The 17,518-nt window shown below is 50.4% G+C and carries 10 protein-coding genes; 1 reads left to right on the forward strand and 9 read right to left on the reverse strand.

Translation table 11 applies throughout. From position 1 onward, the window contains the following. Nucleotides 1-196: 196 nt before the first annotated feature. The 4 genes from SGLY_RS15010 to SGLY_RS15025 all read right to left on the reverse strand — a co-directional run bounded on the left by SGLY_RS15010 (nucleotide 197) and on the right by SGLY_RS15025 (nucleotide 9,271). The gene (locus tag SGLY_RS15010) at nucleotides 197-1,339 is read right to left on the reverse strand and encodes a TolC family protein (protein WP_013626035.1); all 1,143 of its coding nucleotides are present in this window, start codon (nucleotides 1,337-1,339) and stop codon (nucleotides 197-199) included. A gap of 113 nt (nucleotides 1,340-1,452) precedes the next feature. Further along, the gene (locus SGLY_RS15015; protein ID WP_013626036.1) at nucleotides 1,453-1,848 is read right to left on the reverse strand and encodes a hypothetical protein; all 396 of its coding nucleotides are present in this window, start codon (nucleotides 1,846-1,848) and stop codon (nucleotides 1,453-1,455) included. Nucleotides 1,849-2,371: 523 nt separating this feature from the next. Continuing rightward, nucleotides 2,372-6,040, reverse strand: a complete 3,669-nt coding sequence (locus SGLY_RS17270; RefSeq protein ID WP_013626037.1) for a cell wall-binding repeat-containing protein — start codon at nucleotides 6,038-6,040, stop codon at nucleotides 2,372-2,374. 588 nt (nucleotides 6,041-6,628) lie between these two features. Then, on the reverse strand, nucleotides 6,629-9,271 hold the full coding sequence (locus SGLY_RS15025) for a S8 family serine peptidase (RefSeq protein ID WP_013626038.1): 2,643 nt from the start codon (nucleotides 9,269-9,271) through the stop codon (nucleotides 6,629-6,631). 184 nt (nucleotides 9,272-9,455) lie between these two features. Here SGLY_RS15025 and SGLY_RS15030 point away from each other — a divergent pair, with 184 nt between their 5' ends. Beyond that, on the forward strand, nucleotides 9,456-11,519 hold the full coding sequence (locus tag SGLY_RS15030) for a cell wall-binding repeat-containing protein (protein ID WP_013626039.1): 2,064 nt from the start codon (nucleotides 9,456-9,458) through the stop codon (nucleotides 11,517-11,519). A 110-nt stretch (nucleotides 11,520-11,629) separates the two neighbouring features. Here SGLY_RS15030 and SGLY_RS15035 read toward each other — a convergent pair whose 3' ends face one another. The 5 genes from SGLY_RS15035 to SGLY_RS15055 are packed head-to-tail and all read right to left on the reverse strand — an operon-like array spanning nucleotide 11,630 to nucleotide 17,504. Next, nucleotides 11,630-12,256 (reverse strand): sugar transferase, encoded by a 627-nt coding sequence (locus tag SGLY_RS15035; protein WP_013626040.1) that lies wholly within the window; start codon nucleotides 12,254-12,256, stop codon nucleotides 11,630-11,632. Between the two features lie 13 nt (nucleotides 12,257-12,269). Beyond that, nucleotides 12,270-13,439, reverse strand: coding sequence for a DegT/DnrJ/EryC1/StrS family aminotransferase (locus SGLY_RS15040; RefSeq protein ID WP_013626041.1), 1,170 nt, complete (start codon nucleotides 13,437-13,439; stop codon nucleotides 12,270-12,272). 32 nt (nucleotides 13,440-13,471) lie between these two features. Then, entirely contained in the window at nucleotides 13,472-14,710 is a 1,239-nt protein-coding gene (locus tag SGLY_RS15045) for a glycosyltransferase family 4 protein (protein ID WP_013626042.1), read from the reverse strand. A 20-nt stretch (nucleotides 14,711-14,730) separates the two neighbouring features. Beyond that, on the reverse strand, nucleotides 14,731-16,059 hold the full coding sequence (locus tag SGLY_RS15050) for an O-antigen ligase family protein (RefSeq protein ID WP_013626043.1): 1,329 nt from the start codon (nucleotides 16,057-16,059) through the stop codon (nucleotides 14,731-14,733). Between the two features lie 23 nt (nucleotides 16,060-16,082). Beyond that, nucleotides 16,083-17,504, reverse strand: coding sequence for a flippase (locus SGLY_RS15055; RefSeq protein WP_013626044.1), 1,422 nt, complete (start codon nucleotides 17,502-17,504; stop codon nucleotides 16,083-16,085). Nucleotides 17,505-17,518 lie beyond the last annotated feature (14 nt).

The raw sequence follows: 17,518 nt of genomic DNA on the forward strand, positions 1-17,518 counted from the left end.
TGGCTTTAACGTATAGCTGTTTATTCTTATGAATTTTTGAAATCACCGTTATTATTTTACCATATAATAGGTATTTATCCAACAAGTTAACACGACTTTATCTTTGAAACGGAAAAACAAGCTGTTGGCCCAAAAGCAACCAGCTTGTTTATCACGGCTCCCAGCACCTTATTGCGTTTCCATTATCCTTATCAGACTATTCACCGGTAGCGGAGGAAGAAGGAGAACTTACGATTAAGCCTCTTTTGGCCCATTCATAATTACGATAGGCTTGATAAACTGTGTCTTCGGCCAATTTTACCACAATCTTCTGATTATAGTAGCCATTTTCTTCTGTTTTAAATTGAAGATCAGATATCATTCCCAAAATGTGTTTCTGTTTTGCAATCTCATAATCTGTTTCTACAGTTTTCAATTTAGTATTTTCTAATTCTAACGTATCCTGTTTATCCAGCATGGTCTGGTAGGCGCTGTAAAAACCGTGCCGAAAGTTACGAATCGCATCGGCTTCTGTTTCCGAATCTTCATCCTCATTCAACACAACATTGTAGCTGTCTTCCCAAGCGTGTTTATAATCGTACTCCACGTCGGTTGTAACAATAAGCGAGCGCATCACCCCGGGTACTTCTCCAATCTCCAAAGGTCTATCAAACTCATAGGAAAGTGTCAAGTTAAACTGTTCTTTCAAGGTTTGGCGGCTCCGTTCCAATTGCTTGATGGAGTTCTCCAAAGCCCGGATTTCATTTTTGGTCTTGTTCACTACCACTTCTGCCACCATCCCTAGATCCTGCTGCTTCACCAATGCACTTAACTGAGCATCAGCCAAATCTTTCTGTACGTTCAGAAGTTCAAGTTGGCGGCCCAGAGAATTATAAGAAATATAAACAGTTTCCAGGCTTGATGTCACGATATCAATAGCCATGTCCCGTTGAATTTCCAGCTTATCTACATCTATTACCGACAAAGATCTTCTTTGCTGATTAAGAGACTGCTTTTGTCCGGTTAACAGCGCATAGAGAATATCATCATGCGTCGGAGTCGCATTCGGGTAAAGCGTAAAATCTGTAAGTATTAATGTCGAACTAAGCAAATCTAATTGCAGGATCGCATTATCAATAGCATTAAGTCCATCCTGCTTAGCTTCTTCACTGTCCTCTATACTATCGGCAGCCTCATTCGCCGTAAGATTATGAATTTCCACCAAGGGTCCGATCTCCGAAAATTCTACTTTTAGAATATCTTCTTCATTTTTAGCGTCCGCCCAGAGACAAGAAGGAAATACCAATAATCCAGCAAGAGCCAGGCAAAATATCGTCCTTGTCCTATGTAATTTTTTCACCAGTTATACCCTCTTTCCACTACTCTCCTCTTCCGGCTGAACAGCCGGCTCTGCTATATCTTACTTCTATATCTATATTTCGTCAAGGCATTTCTCCGCGGTAACATCCGCTTCTATCGCCCTCCGGTATCACTCTTTACAAGAGATTTCCCATCCGCTACAACTTGAATATTGATCCTCTGTTCCGGGTATTTTTCTTGCAGCACCTTTAGGTATTTGTCCACCAAAGACTTCCCTTCTGCCTCACTTGTCCCGGCCTCCATAGTTACGGCTACCACGATTACTCCGCCTGTCTCAGATACCTTGGCACCAAGGACATGGGCCTCCTTCTGGATTAAGCTGCTGACAGCGGTATCGACCTTATCCGCGGTTTCGTCTGTCTTATTTCCGGTCTGGGTCTGGTTTTGACCAGCAGGCGGCTCCTTATCTTCCACCGCCTGTCGAGAACACCCGACTGCAATTGCAAAAAGCAGGGAAACTACTAAGAAAAGGGATATTGATTTTTTCATAATAACCTCCATTTCGCCACTACTGCTGGCGACACAAATAGTAATAAAAGATCAGAGTGGTCTTAGATACACCACCAGAAATACTGGGAACAAAACAAATTATTAAACTACAAAATTTATAATTTTGTATAGATCAATAAAAAGCTTATCGCGTTCACGTTCCTTTTCAACTCACTCTAATTATTTTTACGCTGTTACTTTCACCTTTAAATATATTCGGCATAGGAGGAAATTATCCTTTTGGTAAATTTTACGTTTTGTCGGTATTACGATAGTCACGTATGAAATTAGCATACTCCTGTACTAAAATTTCTGCTCACTTCTGAAATTCAACGCAGCTTTGACGCTGCTGTTACGAGGTTACTTCCCGAATTTTATAGATCTCCCCAAGTAAGATCCTTATTTTTCTATCCGCGTTTATCCACTCTTCTACCACCATAGCCCTTAGCAGGGAGCGCAAAAGGAGACAACCGCCGAAGCGGTTGTCTCCTTTGTTAGCCCGTTCAGTACTATCTGTTAAGCTTTAATCAAGGTTACTGGTTCCATCACTCGCCTTGAGTGTCAACGTTGTCGTAGAGCTGTCTCCTACAGCATTGGTCAACGTGACTGTCACGACAACACTAGAACTTCCGTTATTATCACCAATATTAACGCTAGCAACACCACCGGTTACAGTTGCTGTAGCTGGCGTAGTAGCCGCACCTGTTACCGTAATAGTGGTTACATTATCAGCCAAATTGGTAAATACAAGGGTATCATTTGAAGTGGTAGCATTGTCTGTAAAGAGCACTTTACCTTTCGTCAAGGATAGTAATGTGCCGGAAAGTACATCACTATTGCTGCCCAGAGCATCAGGAACCGTAGGTGCAACAATGTTAGTTACCGGGTATTCGACCTTCAACTTCAGGGTGGAAGTAACATTTCCTTCGGCGTCGTAGATAAATCCGATATCAATCGTATCATTTTTATCTACTTTGGAAGTAGCAGTCTTCGCACCTTCGAAAACTGTTAATGTTACTGTGTTACCCGAAGTAGAAACATTATTTACAACAAATTTGTCGCTGTTTCTCTTAACTACAAAGTTACCCACAGTTCCAGCATCAACTGGTTCGTCAAACAGAATGTGAATCAAGCTTCCGCCGTTACCGCTATCAAGCGTAGAGTCATATTCAGCCCATACACTTGCGATATCGTCGCTCTTATTGTTGGTTCCATTCTTTTCTGAACCGGTATACTCAGCATTTCTGTCGATGTTATCCAATTTCTTTACACTAGGATTGATTTCATCCGTCACGGAAATAGCATCATAGGCACTGGTATCATACGGAGAAGTACTCGAATCAATACCTAGATTTGGTTGTAATTTAACACCATAGGAATTTTCTGATTTTGTTGAGCCTACCGTCCCAACCTTGATTTCTCCGCCGGATACTTCAGGATTAGCAGGTAATTTTGTATCATCATCCAGCGTAATCAAAATCTTATCGGCGCTTTTCTTTTCAATGTCCTCTACGGTGTAAACCGTAGTTTCACCAGATTGTTTTCTGTCGTTACCATCTGTATCTTTCCAAACAATGAAATCACTCTTGTTATACTTGTCAAGGTTTCCGTCGAATTCCACTTCGATCGTCGTCTTGCTCTTGGCAACCGCACTCAAGATGCTTACAGTTCTGCTGGCTTTATCCTCTATGGAATAGCCGCCACTAGCAGGCATCTGCGCAGTTGTAGTGTAATTGCCATCGACATCAGCGATGCGCCCAACGATTTGGATTTTGTTCACTGCGGTAAGCGCGCCGGCATTCGTAACGAAAGGATAATCCGTGGTAATTCTTACCGTCTGGCCATTGTCGATGAGGTCAATCTTAGCATAGATATTGTCATCTTCTTCTTCATCACCCAGATTTACAAAGTGTGAACCACTATCGGTAGAAACCTCATACTTGTAAAGATCAGTCACAGAGTAATTACCGCTTGTGGCCAATTTGTCGTCGAACTCCAAATAAATGCGATATCTGGATCCGGAAATGTCATAGTAAGCTTTTCCACCTTTAAGAACAGGAGCATCTGTATCGTCAACTACAACATCCTTGGTCACTTTTTCAATTTCATTACCAGCCTGATCTTCGACATCCTCAATCGTCAGCTTATAAGTGCCGTCATCGGGAGTCGAACGAAGTGTAAGATCAACCTTTTTGGATGTAGTACTCAGGTCAGCACTGGTAATACCTACATTATCGCCGTCTTCATCAACCAGCGTGTAGTTGTCAGTATCTTCCGCGGTACTTTCATCCACTTTTTCGGAGAAGGTCACTGTAATCTTTGAGTCTTTATATTCGACCTTCTTCACTACAGGTTTAACATCGTCTACGTCAATCTGAACCTGCACTTTAATTGAGTTGTTTTCGTTATCCCACAGGTCAGAGACCGCACCGGATTTGATATAGACATAAGCTGTACCATCCGGCAATTCATTTTCAGAAAAATCCAAGGTCAGTTCGTTGCCGTCAATATCATCATCACTGATGCTGGAAACTTCATTACTGGAATTTGTATGATAGAAATCTTCTTCTTCATCGCTTTCCAATTGAATGTCCTCATTGAAAATCAACGTTACTTCCTTAGCTTTGGCACTCTTGTAGCCAACCACTTCCGGAGCTTGTGTGTCTTCAACAACATCCACATCGAAAGTTTGGGGAATGATATTGAATCCAGCATAGTCCTCCAGACCATTGCCTACTTCTACCTTAAGACTACCTTCTTTAAAGCTAGTATATACTTTAACATTTGCTTCAAAGCCGTTTTTAACCGGAACTACTTCCTTAACACCGTAAGTTTTGCCATCCAAATCGAAATCAAACTCATCGGATGTATCTTTTAAGCTTGAAATCGGTTCACTGAAAACAAACTTAACGGTGTCTTTGCCAATTACTTTAACATCTTTTATTGTTGGAATATCATGGTCAGAGAATTTGATGTTATCAAACGCCACTTCTTCTCCAGTGATGATATCATCAACCGTCAATGTTCCTACTGACTCATTTTTAACAGGTTCAATTAAGGTTAAGGTCAGGGTTTTTCCTTCTACCTCAGCTTTCGCAACTTCAATATTGGAAGCATCTTTATCGTCTTTAGCGACAGCTTCCACATCATAATTGTCGACATCTGTTAAATCGTCTTCGTCGTAATCAGTATTACTAAGTGTCACTTGGAGCTGAATGAGGTTCGGAGCGGTAACGGATTTAATGGTGAATTCGCCACTGTCTTCTGTATCAAATATAGAATTTTTGACAGTGTCCGAAACCACGGAAGGTCCGCCGAGCGCGATCGCTTTCGTAGCGGAAGTGATCTTACCGGCAAGGCCGTCAGCCGCTTCCACACCGTTATTGTCGGCAAGAGCAACAAATGAATTGGTTTGAGCGGCGAACGGAGCGACCGACAGAGCGTCGACCAGTGATACACCGTTAGCGACAAAAACTTTTCCATAATCATAGGTTAAGGTTTTGGCTACTTCATTGTTGGTTTCATAACGGTTTTGACCGTAAATACGGGTAGCGCCTGAAATGTCACCGACAAGGGTAGGTCCGCCAAGAATATAGGAAGTTCCGGCTACGCTTTGGCCTTCCGGAACAGCACCGTTTACTCCGGCAAGAATAATCTGGTACTTGTTCTTCGCAGCATAGGAAGCTGCGGAAAGCGCGTCAGGGATCGCATTGTAACCAACAACGAAGGTCCCGTTCGGGCTGGAAAGTTTCGCGTTGACCAGGCTGGTGGTTTCCCAGCGGTCGGCGCCTTTGAGCACTTCTACAGTTACGTCGCTGATTCCAGCTACTTCATTTTTCACTGCATCGGTAAGCGCACCGACCAGGATGACCTTTTTCGCTTTTAAATCAACAATCTTAGCTTTTACACTGGCATCAAGAGCATCAACCGGTGTTAAAAGGATAGGTGCGTTTTCCTGACCTGCCAATGGGGCGACCGCCAAAGCATCAACGAGATTGTTATTGGCAGAAGGAGCAAGAATCACAGTATCGGCAGTAGTCCAGCCTGCTTCGCTAATTTTAATCGCTGTTTCCACACGATCTTTGCCGTAGATTCTGTCTGTGTCGTCATCAGCGGCAAACACCTGAACAGGCAACATCATGAGAACCATAGCGATGATAGCAAGAACGGCTATCTTCTTAGTTCTAATCATTTAGTTAAATCTCCTCTCTTTCTCCTGGTAAAGCTTTACTTCTATTAAGCAAAGCTCCTTGTGTCACTGAAAACAGATTTGAAAAGCTTGTGAATTTTTTAATCTGCTTTCATTACTTCAACGCCGTTTAGGTCTCACCCCCTTAACATGATCACAAATTATCCTTAGACATTGCGCAATATCTAAAGGCACCACCCTAGCGGAGGCGTCCCCCCTCTGGCCTCGTTCCCAGGGGCGGCTATCCCTTTAGACTGCCTATATGGTAAAAGAGCATAACATGCCCCTGTACCTCCATATAAATATTCGGGAAAAAGCTGATTATTCCTGCATCTCATACAAAATTTTTAGTGCCAATATCCAGAAAACCTGTAATTTTTCAACAAAAAGCCTTTTTCAGAATAACCTATACAGCCGTTATAAAATAAATATGTATTATTCTACAATAAGATACAGAAATATTCCAGTGTTTTCTATCAAATTATCATTTTTTTTCCTGTTCCCCTCCCGGGATTTTACGCCCTTATTTTATATTATAGCAGAGATCATCGCATTATTGCCTGTCCCTGTTTTTTTCCTGTTGCGGCACATCTATTTTAAGAGGGTTCCGATTTCTTGCAAAATGTTCTCAGAGATGACTCCCGCTCCGCCCAGGGCCACACATTTTTTTTGGCTTAAGGCGCTGAGGACTGTGATCTGGCTTGGGGAAAGCTCACCGGGCGGCAGGAGCAGGATATTGGACATCCCTGCCGCGGCCAGGACCCCTCCGGTCAGGGCATCGGGGAAATCGGCTCCGGTGGCGGCGTACAGGACCCGCCCCTGCGGCGGGTAGGCCTGCAAGAGGCGGGCCGAGGTCTCATACCTGTCGGCCCCGCCGATCCGCCGCGGAGCGGGCAGATCGCGCTCTACCCGGGAGGAAACCGCCCCCTCCCCTCCGATCACTTCTGTTTCGGTCACGGATAATTTCCTCAGGGTTTGCCTGGTCGTACTGTTCAGAGAAAAGCTGCCGGTCAGCAGGATGGGCCGGCCGGAGATTGCGGCATGTGCCGCCGCGGCGACGGCATCGGGATAATTGGAACCGCTGACAATCACGGCCTGTCCGGTATTGCCCAACTTTTCGGCGATGGCCGCCGCTGTCCCGAAGCGGTCGCTTCCCGCTATCCTCTCGGTAGCGGCCAGCCTCTGCAGGCTGTTTTCCACAGAGCCGGACACCGCCCCCGTCCCGCCCAGAACGATTATCTTACCGGGAGCGAGCCGTTTCACCGCCTCCTCCACTTCCCGGGGCAGGGTATCGGGATCGGTGAGCAGGATCGGAGCGTGGTATTGGTAGGCCAGAGGAGCCCCGGCCAGAGCGTCCGGGTAATCATCGGCCCGGGCGACGATCACGGTGTCACAGCCCGTCGGATAAGCCTCTTCGGCGATTTCTACCGCTGTCTGAACGCGGTCGCTCCCGGAAATACGGGGTTCGGACGGTTCGTCCGTATAGCCGATCATATAAATGCCGGGCTCATTGACCGGCACTTCCAGACTCTGGCCCTCCGCAAACGGGATTCCCCCGCCGATGCGCAGCCATCTGGCGGAAGACCATAGATATAGGCAGGCCAGCTTGCCGGTCCGCTCTGCCGGCTCCTGAGCCCCCTCATTTTCAGGCTGCCCGGTTTCCCCCACGGGCCGGGTCATGCTTAGGGAGAGGTTCAGGGGCTTATGGGTCTCCTGCCCTTCCCAGCTGATCTGATAGGCTTTTCCGCCGGGGAGGATTCCCTGCGGCAGGCTGCCGGGGAGAGCAGCCTCGCCGACAGAGACCTGCAAAGAGGCGTCATTATTGCGCTCGTCAAGCCCCGCCTTAAATGCTCCGGCCGGTACGGTCAGGACGGCTTCCCCGGCAGACGAGCCGATTTTCCCGCCTTCCCAGGAAACCGCGGCCGGAGAGGAAAGCTGTTTCAGCCCCTGCGCTAATTTCAAGGCCCGGTAGCAATCTACTTTACCGTAGCCGTAATCATCATCCCGGCCTGTCGTCCCCAGGTCGGCGGCGGAATTCAGCAGGAGCTGCCGCACCTCCTGAGCCGCAAGGGCCGGATAGCGGCTCCAGATCAGGGCCGCCGCTCCGGAAACTATGGGGGCCGCGATAGAGGTCCCAGTGGCATAGGCTTCGCCTGACGTATCCTGAGACCAGTAATCGGTGAGAATCCTTTTCCCGGGGGCCGCCAGCTCGATTTCCGGACCGACCCGGGAAAAATCCGTGATCAGATTGCTGCTGTCTATGGCCGAAACGGCCAGAATACCGGGATAAGCACCGGGATAGGCCACTCCGCTGAGATGGGTTACAGCGTCGGTGTTTCCGGAGGCCGCCACTACCAGGCAGCCTTTATCCAGGGCATAGTCCAGGGCTTCGTCAAACACTGCCGTCTGCCTCTCGGCGCCCATACTCAGGTTGATGATCTTTGCCCCGTGATCGACGGCCCAGACAATCCCGTCGGCAATCACATCGTTCTCCCCGCTTCCTTTGCTGTCCATTGCCTTCACCGGCATAATCCGGGCTCCGTAAGCAACCCCCAGGATACCGATTCCATTTTTGCCCGCCGCGATAGCCCCGGCCACAGAGGTGCCGTGTCCGTTATCATCCCGGGCCGCCCCCGCAGCCGTACTGCCGGTTATGGCATTGTAGCCCGGGACAAGCTGTCCTTTCAGGTCGGGATGATCCAGATCCACCCCTGTATCAATCACTGCCACCACGATCCCCTGGCCTGTGGCCCCTTCATCCCAGACCTTGTCGGCCCGGATATTTTGGATCGCCCATTGCAGGGGATAGCGGGGCTCGGTCAGCTCTCCGTCCGGGTCCGTTTCGGAGCCGGACAGCTTCGTTCCGAGGCTGTCTATGGTCCCGGGGCTGTCTATGGTACAGGCATTGCTCCATTCCGCATGAAGGACCCCGCCGGCCTGCAGGACTTTTTCCCTGATTTGTTCCGGGGAAAGAGAAGCGCCGTCATATTCCAGGGTCGCGTAATCAAGGGCGCTTTTGCGGACCAGCCTCCCTCCCGTTTCCCGGGCAATGGTCTCAATCCTGGTCTCCGGAGTGATTTTCACAACCAGGCGGGGGTTTTGCCGGCCGGACGCCTCGGCCCGGATGGGAATGATCCCCCCCGCCAAGATCAGGGCCGCCAGAAAAAAAGCAAAGACTTGTTTTCCTTTGACCTTTGGATGAGGCTTTATGTTAGAGTTAACTTGTTTTTGCATCGGCATATCCTCTTCATTTCGCATTGGATTTTCGCACGGTTTACTATTTCGCCATATTTTTTGCCTTTTCCTGTTAATTTTTCATTTTGACAGGATTTTATTTATGAAGATCGAATTAATTCAATTAACCCTGAATTCCCGTGTTTCCTGATCACAGAGAATAAAATTGAGGAGAGATCTGAGTATGTTTAATCTTTTTCGGTCCCGCCACGTCAGGGACAGACTGTCTAAAACCCTCACGGCCGCTGTCCTTACCGGGGTTTTCACTCTTGGTTCTTTTTTGGCCCCCGCACCGCTGATCCAGGCCGCCCGGGCCGAGGATACGACAAATGTCCAGAGGTTCGGCGGCAGCACCCGCTATGAAACAGCCGTAGAAATCTCCAACAAAAACTGGTCGGAGGCTTACAATGTTGTTCTGGCCCGCGGCGATGATTTCCCGGATGCCCTGGCCGGGGCGGTACTGGCCAACAGCCCGGAGGTCAGCGGACCGCTTCTTTTAAATGACCCCAAAAGCCTGCGTTCCGAGGTCCTGGCGGAGCTGAAAAACCTCCGGACCAACCGGGTTTATGTTCTGGGGGGCCAGGGCGCCGTCTCGGAAACGGTCGTTCAGGAGCTGAAAGCCAACAGTATTGATGTCACCAGGATCGACGGCTCCAACCGCTATGATACCGCCGCTAAAATAGCCAAAACAGCCCTGAGCAGCAGCCAAAAGGCCTACGTGGTTTCCGGCTCCAATTATGCCGATGCTTTGAGCATCTCCTCTTATGCCGCGGCCCAGCAGATCCCGCTTCTTCTCACCGCGAAGGATTCTGTCCCCGCTGAAACCCTGGAAGCCCTGCAGGCCTTAGGCGTCAGCCAGGTCACTCTGGTCGGGGGAGAAGGAGTCATTTCCCCGGCGTCGGCCGGCCAGCTGGAAAGCGCCGGTTTCACCGTCAGCCGTCTGGCCGGAGAGGACCGCTATCTGACCAATGCCCAAGTCCTGAAAAGCCTGGACTTCGACCTGGACAATCTCGTGGTGGCGACCGGGGCCTCTTTTCCGGACGCCCTGGCAGGCTCTGTGCTGGCCGCTAAGCATGACGGCCCTATCCTGCTTGTCCCCCAGAATGATAAGCAAATCCCCTCACAAATCACCGATTACCTGAATACCAATAGATCAGGCCTGAAAAATATTTTTATCCTGGGAGGGTGGGGCGTGATCAATTACAAGGTAGCCGGTGTGGTCGTTTCCGGTTCGGCCACTTCCAGAATCTCTCTTCATTTCTGGGATGGTTACGGCTCAGTACAAAATTACCGGGAGGAACTGAATCTCGTGCCCGGCAATGTCGTTGACTATATTAATGTTCTCTCCCCCAACTACGCGGGCAGCTTAAAGGACGACGGCAGCTTCGGCTACCGGGACCCGCTCACGGTTTATGATGCCCAGAATATCACGGCCCTGGGCCAAAGCAAGGGAGCCCGGGTCACTCCCCTTGTGCTGGGTTCCGGAACCCAGGTGGACAAGATTCTGGCCAGCGCCGCCTACCGCCAGAACTTTATTGACTCAGCCGTCAAGATGCTGAGCCAGACTAAAGCGGATGGGATCGTCGTCAATCTGGAGATTTTGGCCCCCGCCTCCAAGGACGGCCTGACCACCCTCATGAAGGACCTTTACGCCAAGCTTCACCCCCTGAACAAGCTGGTGCTGATCTCCGTGATGCCCCGAACCTCGGAAACCGCCGAGCCCTGGCTCAAGGCTTTTGATTATGCCGCCATTTCCCCTTACACCGATTATGTCCAGATCATGACCTATGACAAGCATTACTCGACCTCGGCGCCGGGGCCGATCGCTCCTTTAGACTGGATGCGCAGTGTCCTGAGCTATGCCGTTCAACAGATTCCCCGCGAAAAAATTCTGATGGGTGTTCCCTATTACGGGCGGGCCTGGACCGGCAATGAACAGGACGGCTATACCTCCCTGTCCCTGAGCTGGAATAAGGCCGTAAATGAAATTGCCGCGGCCAAGGGCATTACCATCTCCAGGGAAACCACCGCGACCGATCCTGTGGGCGTCCCGACCTTCAGCTACACGGACGACGAAGGCAAGGTACGCAAGGTCTACTTTGACGATGCTCAAAGCTGGAATGAAAAGCTCAAGCTGCTGGACCAGTTCCAAATCGGCGGGGTCGCCCCCTGGTCCATGCTCTGGGCCAATGAGGGCAGCGCCCAGGTCATTTATCCGCTGATCAAGCAAAGCCTGAAAGCGGAATAAGACCGTTCATCAAATGATCCCTAAATAAAGCCATGAAAAAAGAGGCTGCCGCAAAACAAAGCATTATTTTGCGGACAGTCTCTTTTTTGGCTCAAAAAATCGCTTCCTTATTAATAGGCATCCTTCCCGGCACACACCACAAACACGGTTTTCCAGAGAATCCTCAGGTCCAGCCCCAGGCTCCAGGTCCTGACATACTCCAGATCATAAACCAGGGTTTCGCTCAGGGTCAGGCCGCTGCGCCCGCTGACCTGGGCCAGGCCTGTTACTCCGGGCGGCATAGCCAGCCTTTCCCTCTGTTCAGGGGTATATTCTTCAGCGATTTCCGGCACCTCCGGCCTTGGGCCGACCAGGCTCATGGTTCCGTTGAGAATATTCAGGAGCTGGGGCAGCTCATCAAGGCTGGTTTTGCGCAGGAATTTGCCGCAGCCGGTAATTCTGGGGTCATCCTTCTCCTGAAAAACAAAATCTTCCGGATCAAATTTCCCTTCCCTTTTCAGCAGCGCTATTTTTTGTTTCATCACCTCATCGGCATTGTTCACCATCGTTCTGAACTTATAGATGGTGAAGGGCCGTCCTTTGATCCCTACCCTGGTTTGTCTGAACAGAGCCGTTCCGGGAGAACCGGCCCTGATCCAGACCACGATCAGCAGCCAAAGCGGTGAGACAATGATCAGCAAGGGCAGGGAAACCGCAAGATCCAACAGCCTTTTGGCCAGCAAATTCATCAACTCCATCTGTACTCCAGGATTACTTCCGCACCTGGTCTATTACGCGTTTCACGGCCCGGATGACATCACCGGCATCCTGGTCGCTCATTTTGGGATAAAGGGGCAGGGAAATGATCCGTTCATAGGTTTTCATCGCTTCCGGATAATCCTCCGGTTTGCAGCCGAAGGTTTCCGCATAGTAGGGATGGATATGCACAGGGATGAAATGAACACTGGTGCCGATGTTTTCCTCTGTCAGCATTTCCAGAAACCTCGCTCTGTCTATGGATATTCTCTCCAGATTGAGCTTGATGATATACAAATGCCAGCTGTGAAGCATATCCGCACTTTCCGCGGGAAGCTCCAGCTCCGGGATTGCCTTGAATTCTTCATTGTAACGGGCAATGATCTCTTCCCTTCTCCTTTGCAGGCGCTCCAGCTTGGAGAGCTGGGTCATCCCCAGGGCAGCCTGGATATCCGTCATATTATATTTGTAGCCGGGATAAAGGACTTCATAAAACCAGGCATTTTTGGTGGCGTAACGGTTCCAGGCATTGCGGCTCATGCCATGCAGGCTGTATATCCTTATTTTATCGGCCAGCCGGTCGTCGTCGGTGGTGATCATGCCCCCTTCTCCGGTCACCAGGTTCTTGGTGGCATAAAAGGAGAAGGCCGCGGCCTGTCCGATCGAGCCGGCCATCCGGTTTTTATAGCGGGAATAGACGGCGTGAGCGCAGTCCTCCAGCACAAACAGGCTGTATTTTTCGGCGATCGCCATGATCTGATCCATCTCACAGCACAGACCGGCCACATGGACAGGCACAATCGCTTTTGTCCGGGGGGTGATTTTTTCCTCGATCCTCTCCGGATCGATATTCATGGTCCGGGGGTCAATATCGGCAAAGACCGGTTTTGCTCCGGTATGAATAATCACATTGGCTGTGGCGGCAAAGGTTATCGGCGTGGTGATGACCTCGTCCCCGGGACCGATCCCGGCGGCAAGCAAAGCGAGGTGCAAGCCCGCCGTGCAGGAATTGACCGCTATGGCATGCCTGGTTCCCGCGTAAGCGGCAAAACGTTGTTCAAATTCCACGGTCTTGGGCCCTTTGGTTACCCAATTCGATCTCAGGCTGCTCACCACAGCCTCAATATCATCCTCCTCAATCAGGGGAATGGCATAAGGTAAAAAGTCCCGGCGTTTTTCACTCAACTTGATCGCTTCCTTTTCTCTTCATTGCGTGCTTATTTCTTTTTCCTCGCTCCCCGGATCACCTCATCAAACTGCTCCTGCCATTTTTCAATGATGGTTTTCCAGGAGTAGTTTTCCACCGCGTAGGCCCGCCCTTTTTCCGCCATTTGCCGGCACAGCTCAGGCTTGGACTTCAGATCCAGGATGGTGTTGGCCAGCAGCAGGCCCGCCTCCGGCTCCAGTATGACTCCGCCGCCGCTTTCCCGGACGATCCCCGCCCCTTCGCCCTCCCCGACATAGATCAGCGGCTTTCCGCTGGCCAAAGCCGGAAAGAGCTTGGATGGCCTGACCCCCTCAGAGAGCTTATAGCGCCTGAGGGTGGAAAGATTGATATCGCTTAAGGAGTAATAGCGCGGGATCTCCTCCAGGGATTGGAAATCAATAAAGCGCACATTCTGCAAATGACGTTCGGCGGCGTACTGCTCCAGAAACGGACGTTCAGAGCCGTCCCCCACCAGCAAAAACTGGATATCCTGTTCGGTTCTCAAGAAATTGGCCGCGTCCAGAGCGGTCTCCAGCCCATGCGCATAGCCCATTGTCCCGGCGTAGAGAATGACAAACTTCCCTTCCAGCCCCAGCTCCTGTTCCAGCTCCCGGTCCCTTTCCCGGGGCTTGAACCTCTCGGTATCCACTCCATTGGGGAGAAAGAGGATCTCCTCCCCGGGAATCCCTTTTTTGACCAGGCTCCGGATAATGCCCTGGGTCTGGGCGGATAATCTTCCGGCCATGTGGTAAAAAAACATCTCCAGCATCTCGGCAAAGGAAATCAGATGCTTATTCCTGACCAGCCCCAGCTCAACCGCGGATTCCGGCCATAAATCGGAGATATTAAAGATATAGGAAGCTTTTTTCACCATGGAGGCAAAAACAGCGGCAAATCCGATGAATAAAGGGGGCGACTCCACAATAATCAAGTCCTGTTTTCCGGAACGCATGATCCCCATCAGGGAAGAAAACACAAAGGAAAAATAATTTAAGAGGCGCAGCCAGAATCTGCCCCTTTTGACAGGATAAATCCAGGTCCGCAGGATTTTCAGGCCGTTCATCTCTTCTTTGGCGAACAGCTTCTTATGATATTCAGGAGGAATCACGCCTGTCGGATGGTTGGGAAATGCCGTAACCACAGTCACTTCATGCCCATTGGTCCGGAGGCCCTGGGCCAGTTCGTACAGCCTGACCTGAGCGGCCCCTTTTTCCGGCGGAAAATATTGAGTTAACAGAAGTATGCGCATAACTATCCCCTAACCATGATCTAAATAAAACTCCGGCGGTTGCCGATCACCACGATGATAGCCGCCGCCAGCCATAAGACAGGGTCCTCAAAGAACCTGCCCTCCGCCTGGGAACTGAGGAACACCGTCAGGATCCAGAGAAAGCAGCCTGCCGCAACCAGATATTGGTTGGGCACCGCTTGAAAGACATCAATATAGCCTCCATGCTGGGCATAGCTTTTATATACCGTAAAAATCAAGGCGGCAAAAACCCCCGCCAGGACAAGCAGGCCGGCAATCCCAAGCTCTGAAGCAATGGTCAGAATCGTGGTATGGGAGACGGTGGCTCCCGCTACGGTCTGATAATGGGCATACTCCTGCAAAAAAACGGACTGAAAGGTGCCCAGGCCCGTCCCGATCAGCGGATGATCCTGAAATATCGCGATCCCGACCTTCCAGAGATATAATCTCTGAGGGCTGGTATCGTTGAGATTTTGGGTCAGAGCCAATATTCTTGATAGTACCTCCGGTTTGACCGCCCAAAAAAGGATACTGCCAAAGACCCCCAACGCACCCAGTCCTAAAATCGCTTTCCTGTTGGGCAGCAGGACCAGGGCCACCGCCAAAATGACGATCAGGGTCAGCATGCCCCCGCGCGATGAGGTCAAAGCCAGCTCCCCCAGAAGAACAGGCAAGGAAAGGGAATAGAGAAGCTTTTTCTCCCTTTCTTTTTCAAAGGTCTGCAGCACCAGATTGGCCACGATAGCCAGAATCAGAAACCTGGCGAAAATATTGGGATCGACAAAGGTGGCGTTGACCCTGAGAACAGGCTCGACCAGAAGATGCTCCCCCTGCCAGACCAGCCTGCCTGTCAGCCCCTCATAGAAAGCCAGCGGGGCCAGTACAAGCGCGGTAATATACACCGCTCTCAGAGGCAGCAGGATATTCCGGTCATCCATGATGACCGCGGTCCCCACAAAAAGAAAATAAAGAAGCAGCAGCCTGACCACTTCGCCCAGGGTCTCCATCCGGTCATGGGAATAGATCAGGCTGAGTATGCCCAGGCCCAGATAAACCAAAAAAGCGATACTGACCGGACTGCGGACGATCTTCAACGCCCTGCTCCAAGTCCCTTCCCGACCAATAATCCGGGCCAGGGCCGTGAGAATAATGGCGATACTGGTAAACCTGGTCAGGGAAACCCCCGATATCCCCCCCAGCCAAGTCCCCAGAATCCCCAGATCAGGGTAAAAGACGCTGCTGATCTCCAAAGCAATGGAAACCCCGAGCAGGGCCACGAGCCAAACAGGCCTCTTCCAGCCCAGCCAGCCCAGCATCATCAAGGTGAAAATCAGTAAAACCCACTGCACCTGTATATTCCCTCCAATCTGAGCTATCTCTTGACGAATCTCAGGCCGCGCCGGCCCAAATCAGTTCCAACACTGCGAAAATCCCGGTCAAAAACACCCATCAAGATCACATAAGTTATTCCGGCCAGGCTGCAAACCAGCAGCGGATGACAGCCGCGAAGCAGGTAGGCCAAAAACCCCATCGCTGTTGAAGAAGCGATAATCAGGGGCAGCTGTCTGAAAATATGTATGTTGTACACACCGAACCGTACAAGGATATAATACCCTATAAAAATATACACTTCAATGACCATGATCGCGTAAGCGGCCCCATAAATCCCCCAATAGGAGTAAAACAGCCTGGTCAGCAGGTAGAGGCCGATCAGAGCCGTTCCCTGAACAAGGGCCCTCTGCCACTGGCGGTTCGTGGTGGTCAGGACATCCCCCAGGGTAAAGCTCATACATTCAAAAGCCAAAAACCAGCTCAAAATCATCAAGATGGGAATGGCCTGATCAAAAGCGCCCTTGTAAAGCCAGCCCGTCAAGGGAGCGGCCAGGACACAGATCAGGGTGCTGCAGGGGATACCTACGGCGGCCAGCAGCTTAAACACTTTTTCCTCAGCCTGGCGGTGTCTGTCCTGATCGGAAACCCCGAGCTGGAAAAGCACCGGGTAAATGGCACTGGTCAGAAGGCCGGGCAGGAAAACCAGCATCAGAACAAGCTTATAGGCGGCGGAAAAAACCCCTACCTCCACATTGGTGCAAATCAGGGAAAGCACCAAAATGCTTAACTGAAAATAGAAAAGATAAAACAAGCGGTGAATGCCAAAGGGAAGACCGCTGACGACCATCCTTTTCATCTCGTCCATTACGACCCTCGGCTTTATTTTACCCCTGAGCGCCAGCCAGAGCAAAACGCTGATCACAATATAGCTCAGAAGGTGGGTAACCGTGATTGCCACTACACCCCTGTTCAGGAAGATGACCCCCATGGTCAAAACCCCGATCAGCAGGGTATTGAAAAACTGATAAAAGGCCGCCAGGTACATTTCCTGAGTAGCCTGATAATAGTTATAAACGGTCTGATTAAGGGCGTTAAAGCCCACCGCCATCCCCAAAATCACGATCATCCACTTGGTATTGCCGGAATAGCCCGCCGGGATAAAGCCCAGCATCAGCAGATAAACGATGACGGCGATAAACGCCTTAAACAGGAGGGCATTGCCAAAATACTGAGGCAGAACCGCCGGGTCCCGGGAACCCTCCTGAACCATCAGCTGACTGATCCCCATCTCCGCGGCCAGAATAAATGTGGTCACATAGGCATAGGCAATGGAATAATCTCCAAAAGGACCCGGCCCCAAATAGCGGGTAACCCAGATCCCGACAATGGCGGCAATTGCTTTGGCGGCCAGACCGGATATCCCCAGGGCGGCCGCGTTTTTGGCGATCAGGCGGGTGTCCATGCCATGCATCCTTT

Source organism: Syntrophobotulus glycolicus DSM 8271 (assembly GCF_000190635.1).
Lineage (GTDB): Bacteria > Bacillota > Desulfitobacteriia > Desulfitobacteriales > Syntrophobotulaceae > Syntrophobotulus > Syntrophobotulus glycolicus.

Bases quoted from the DNA above. Each gene is read 5' to 3' on its own strand.
- SGLY_RS15030 (WP_013626039.1), top strand. From the start codon at position 9,456: ATGTTTAATCTTTTTCGGTCCCGCCACGTCAGGGACAGACTGTCTAAA.
- SGLY_RS17270 (WP_013626037.1), bottom strand. From the start codon at position 6,040: ATGATTAGAACTAAGAAGATAGCCGTTCTTGCTATCATCGCTATGGTT.
- SGLY_RS15035 (WP_013626040.1), bottom strand. From the start codon at position 12,256: ATGGAGTTGATGAATTTGCTGGCCAAAAGGCTGTTGGATCTTGCGGTT.
- SGLY_RS15015 (WP_013626036.1), bottom strand. From the start codon at position 1,848: ATGAAAAAATCAATATCCCTTTTCTTAGTAGTTTCCCTGCTTTTTGCA.
- SGLY_RS15045 (WP_013626042.1), bottom strand. From the start codon at position 14,710: ATGCGCATACTTCTGTTAACTCAATATTTTCCGCCGGAAAAAGGGGCC.
- SGLY_RS15025 (WP_013626038.1), bottom strand. From the start codon at position 9,271: ATGCAAAAACAAGTTAACTCTAACATAAAGCCTCATCCAAAGGTCAAA.
- SGLY_RS15055 (WP_013626044.1), bottom strand. From the start codon at position 17,504: ATGGACACCCGCCTGATCGCCAAAAACGCGGCCGCCCTGGGGATATCC.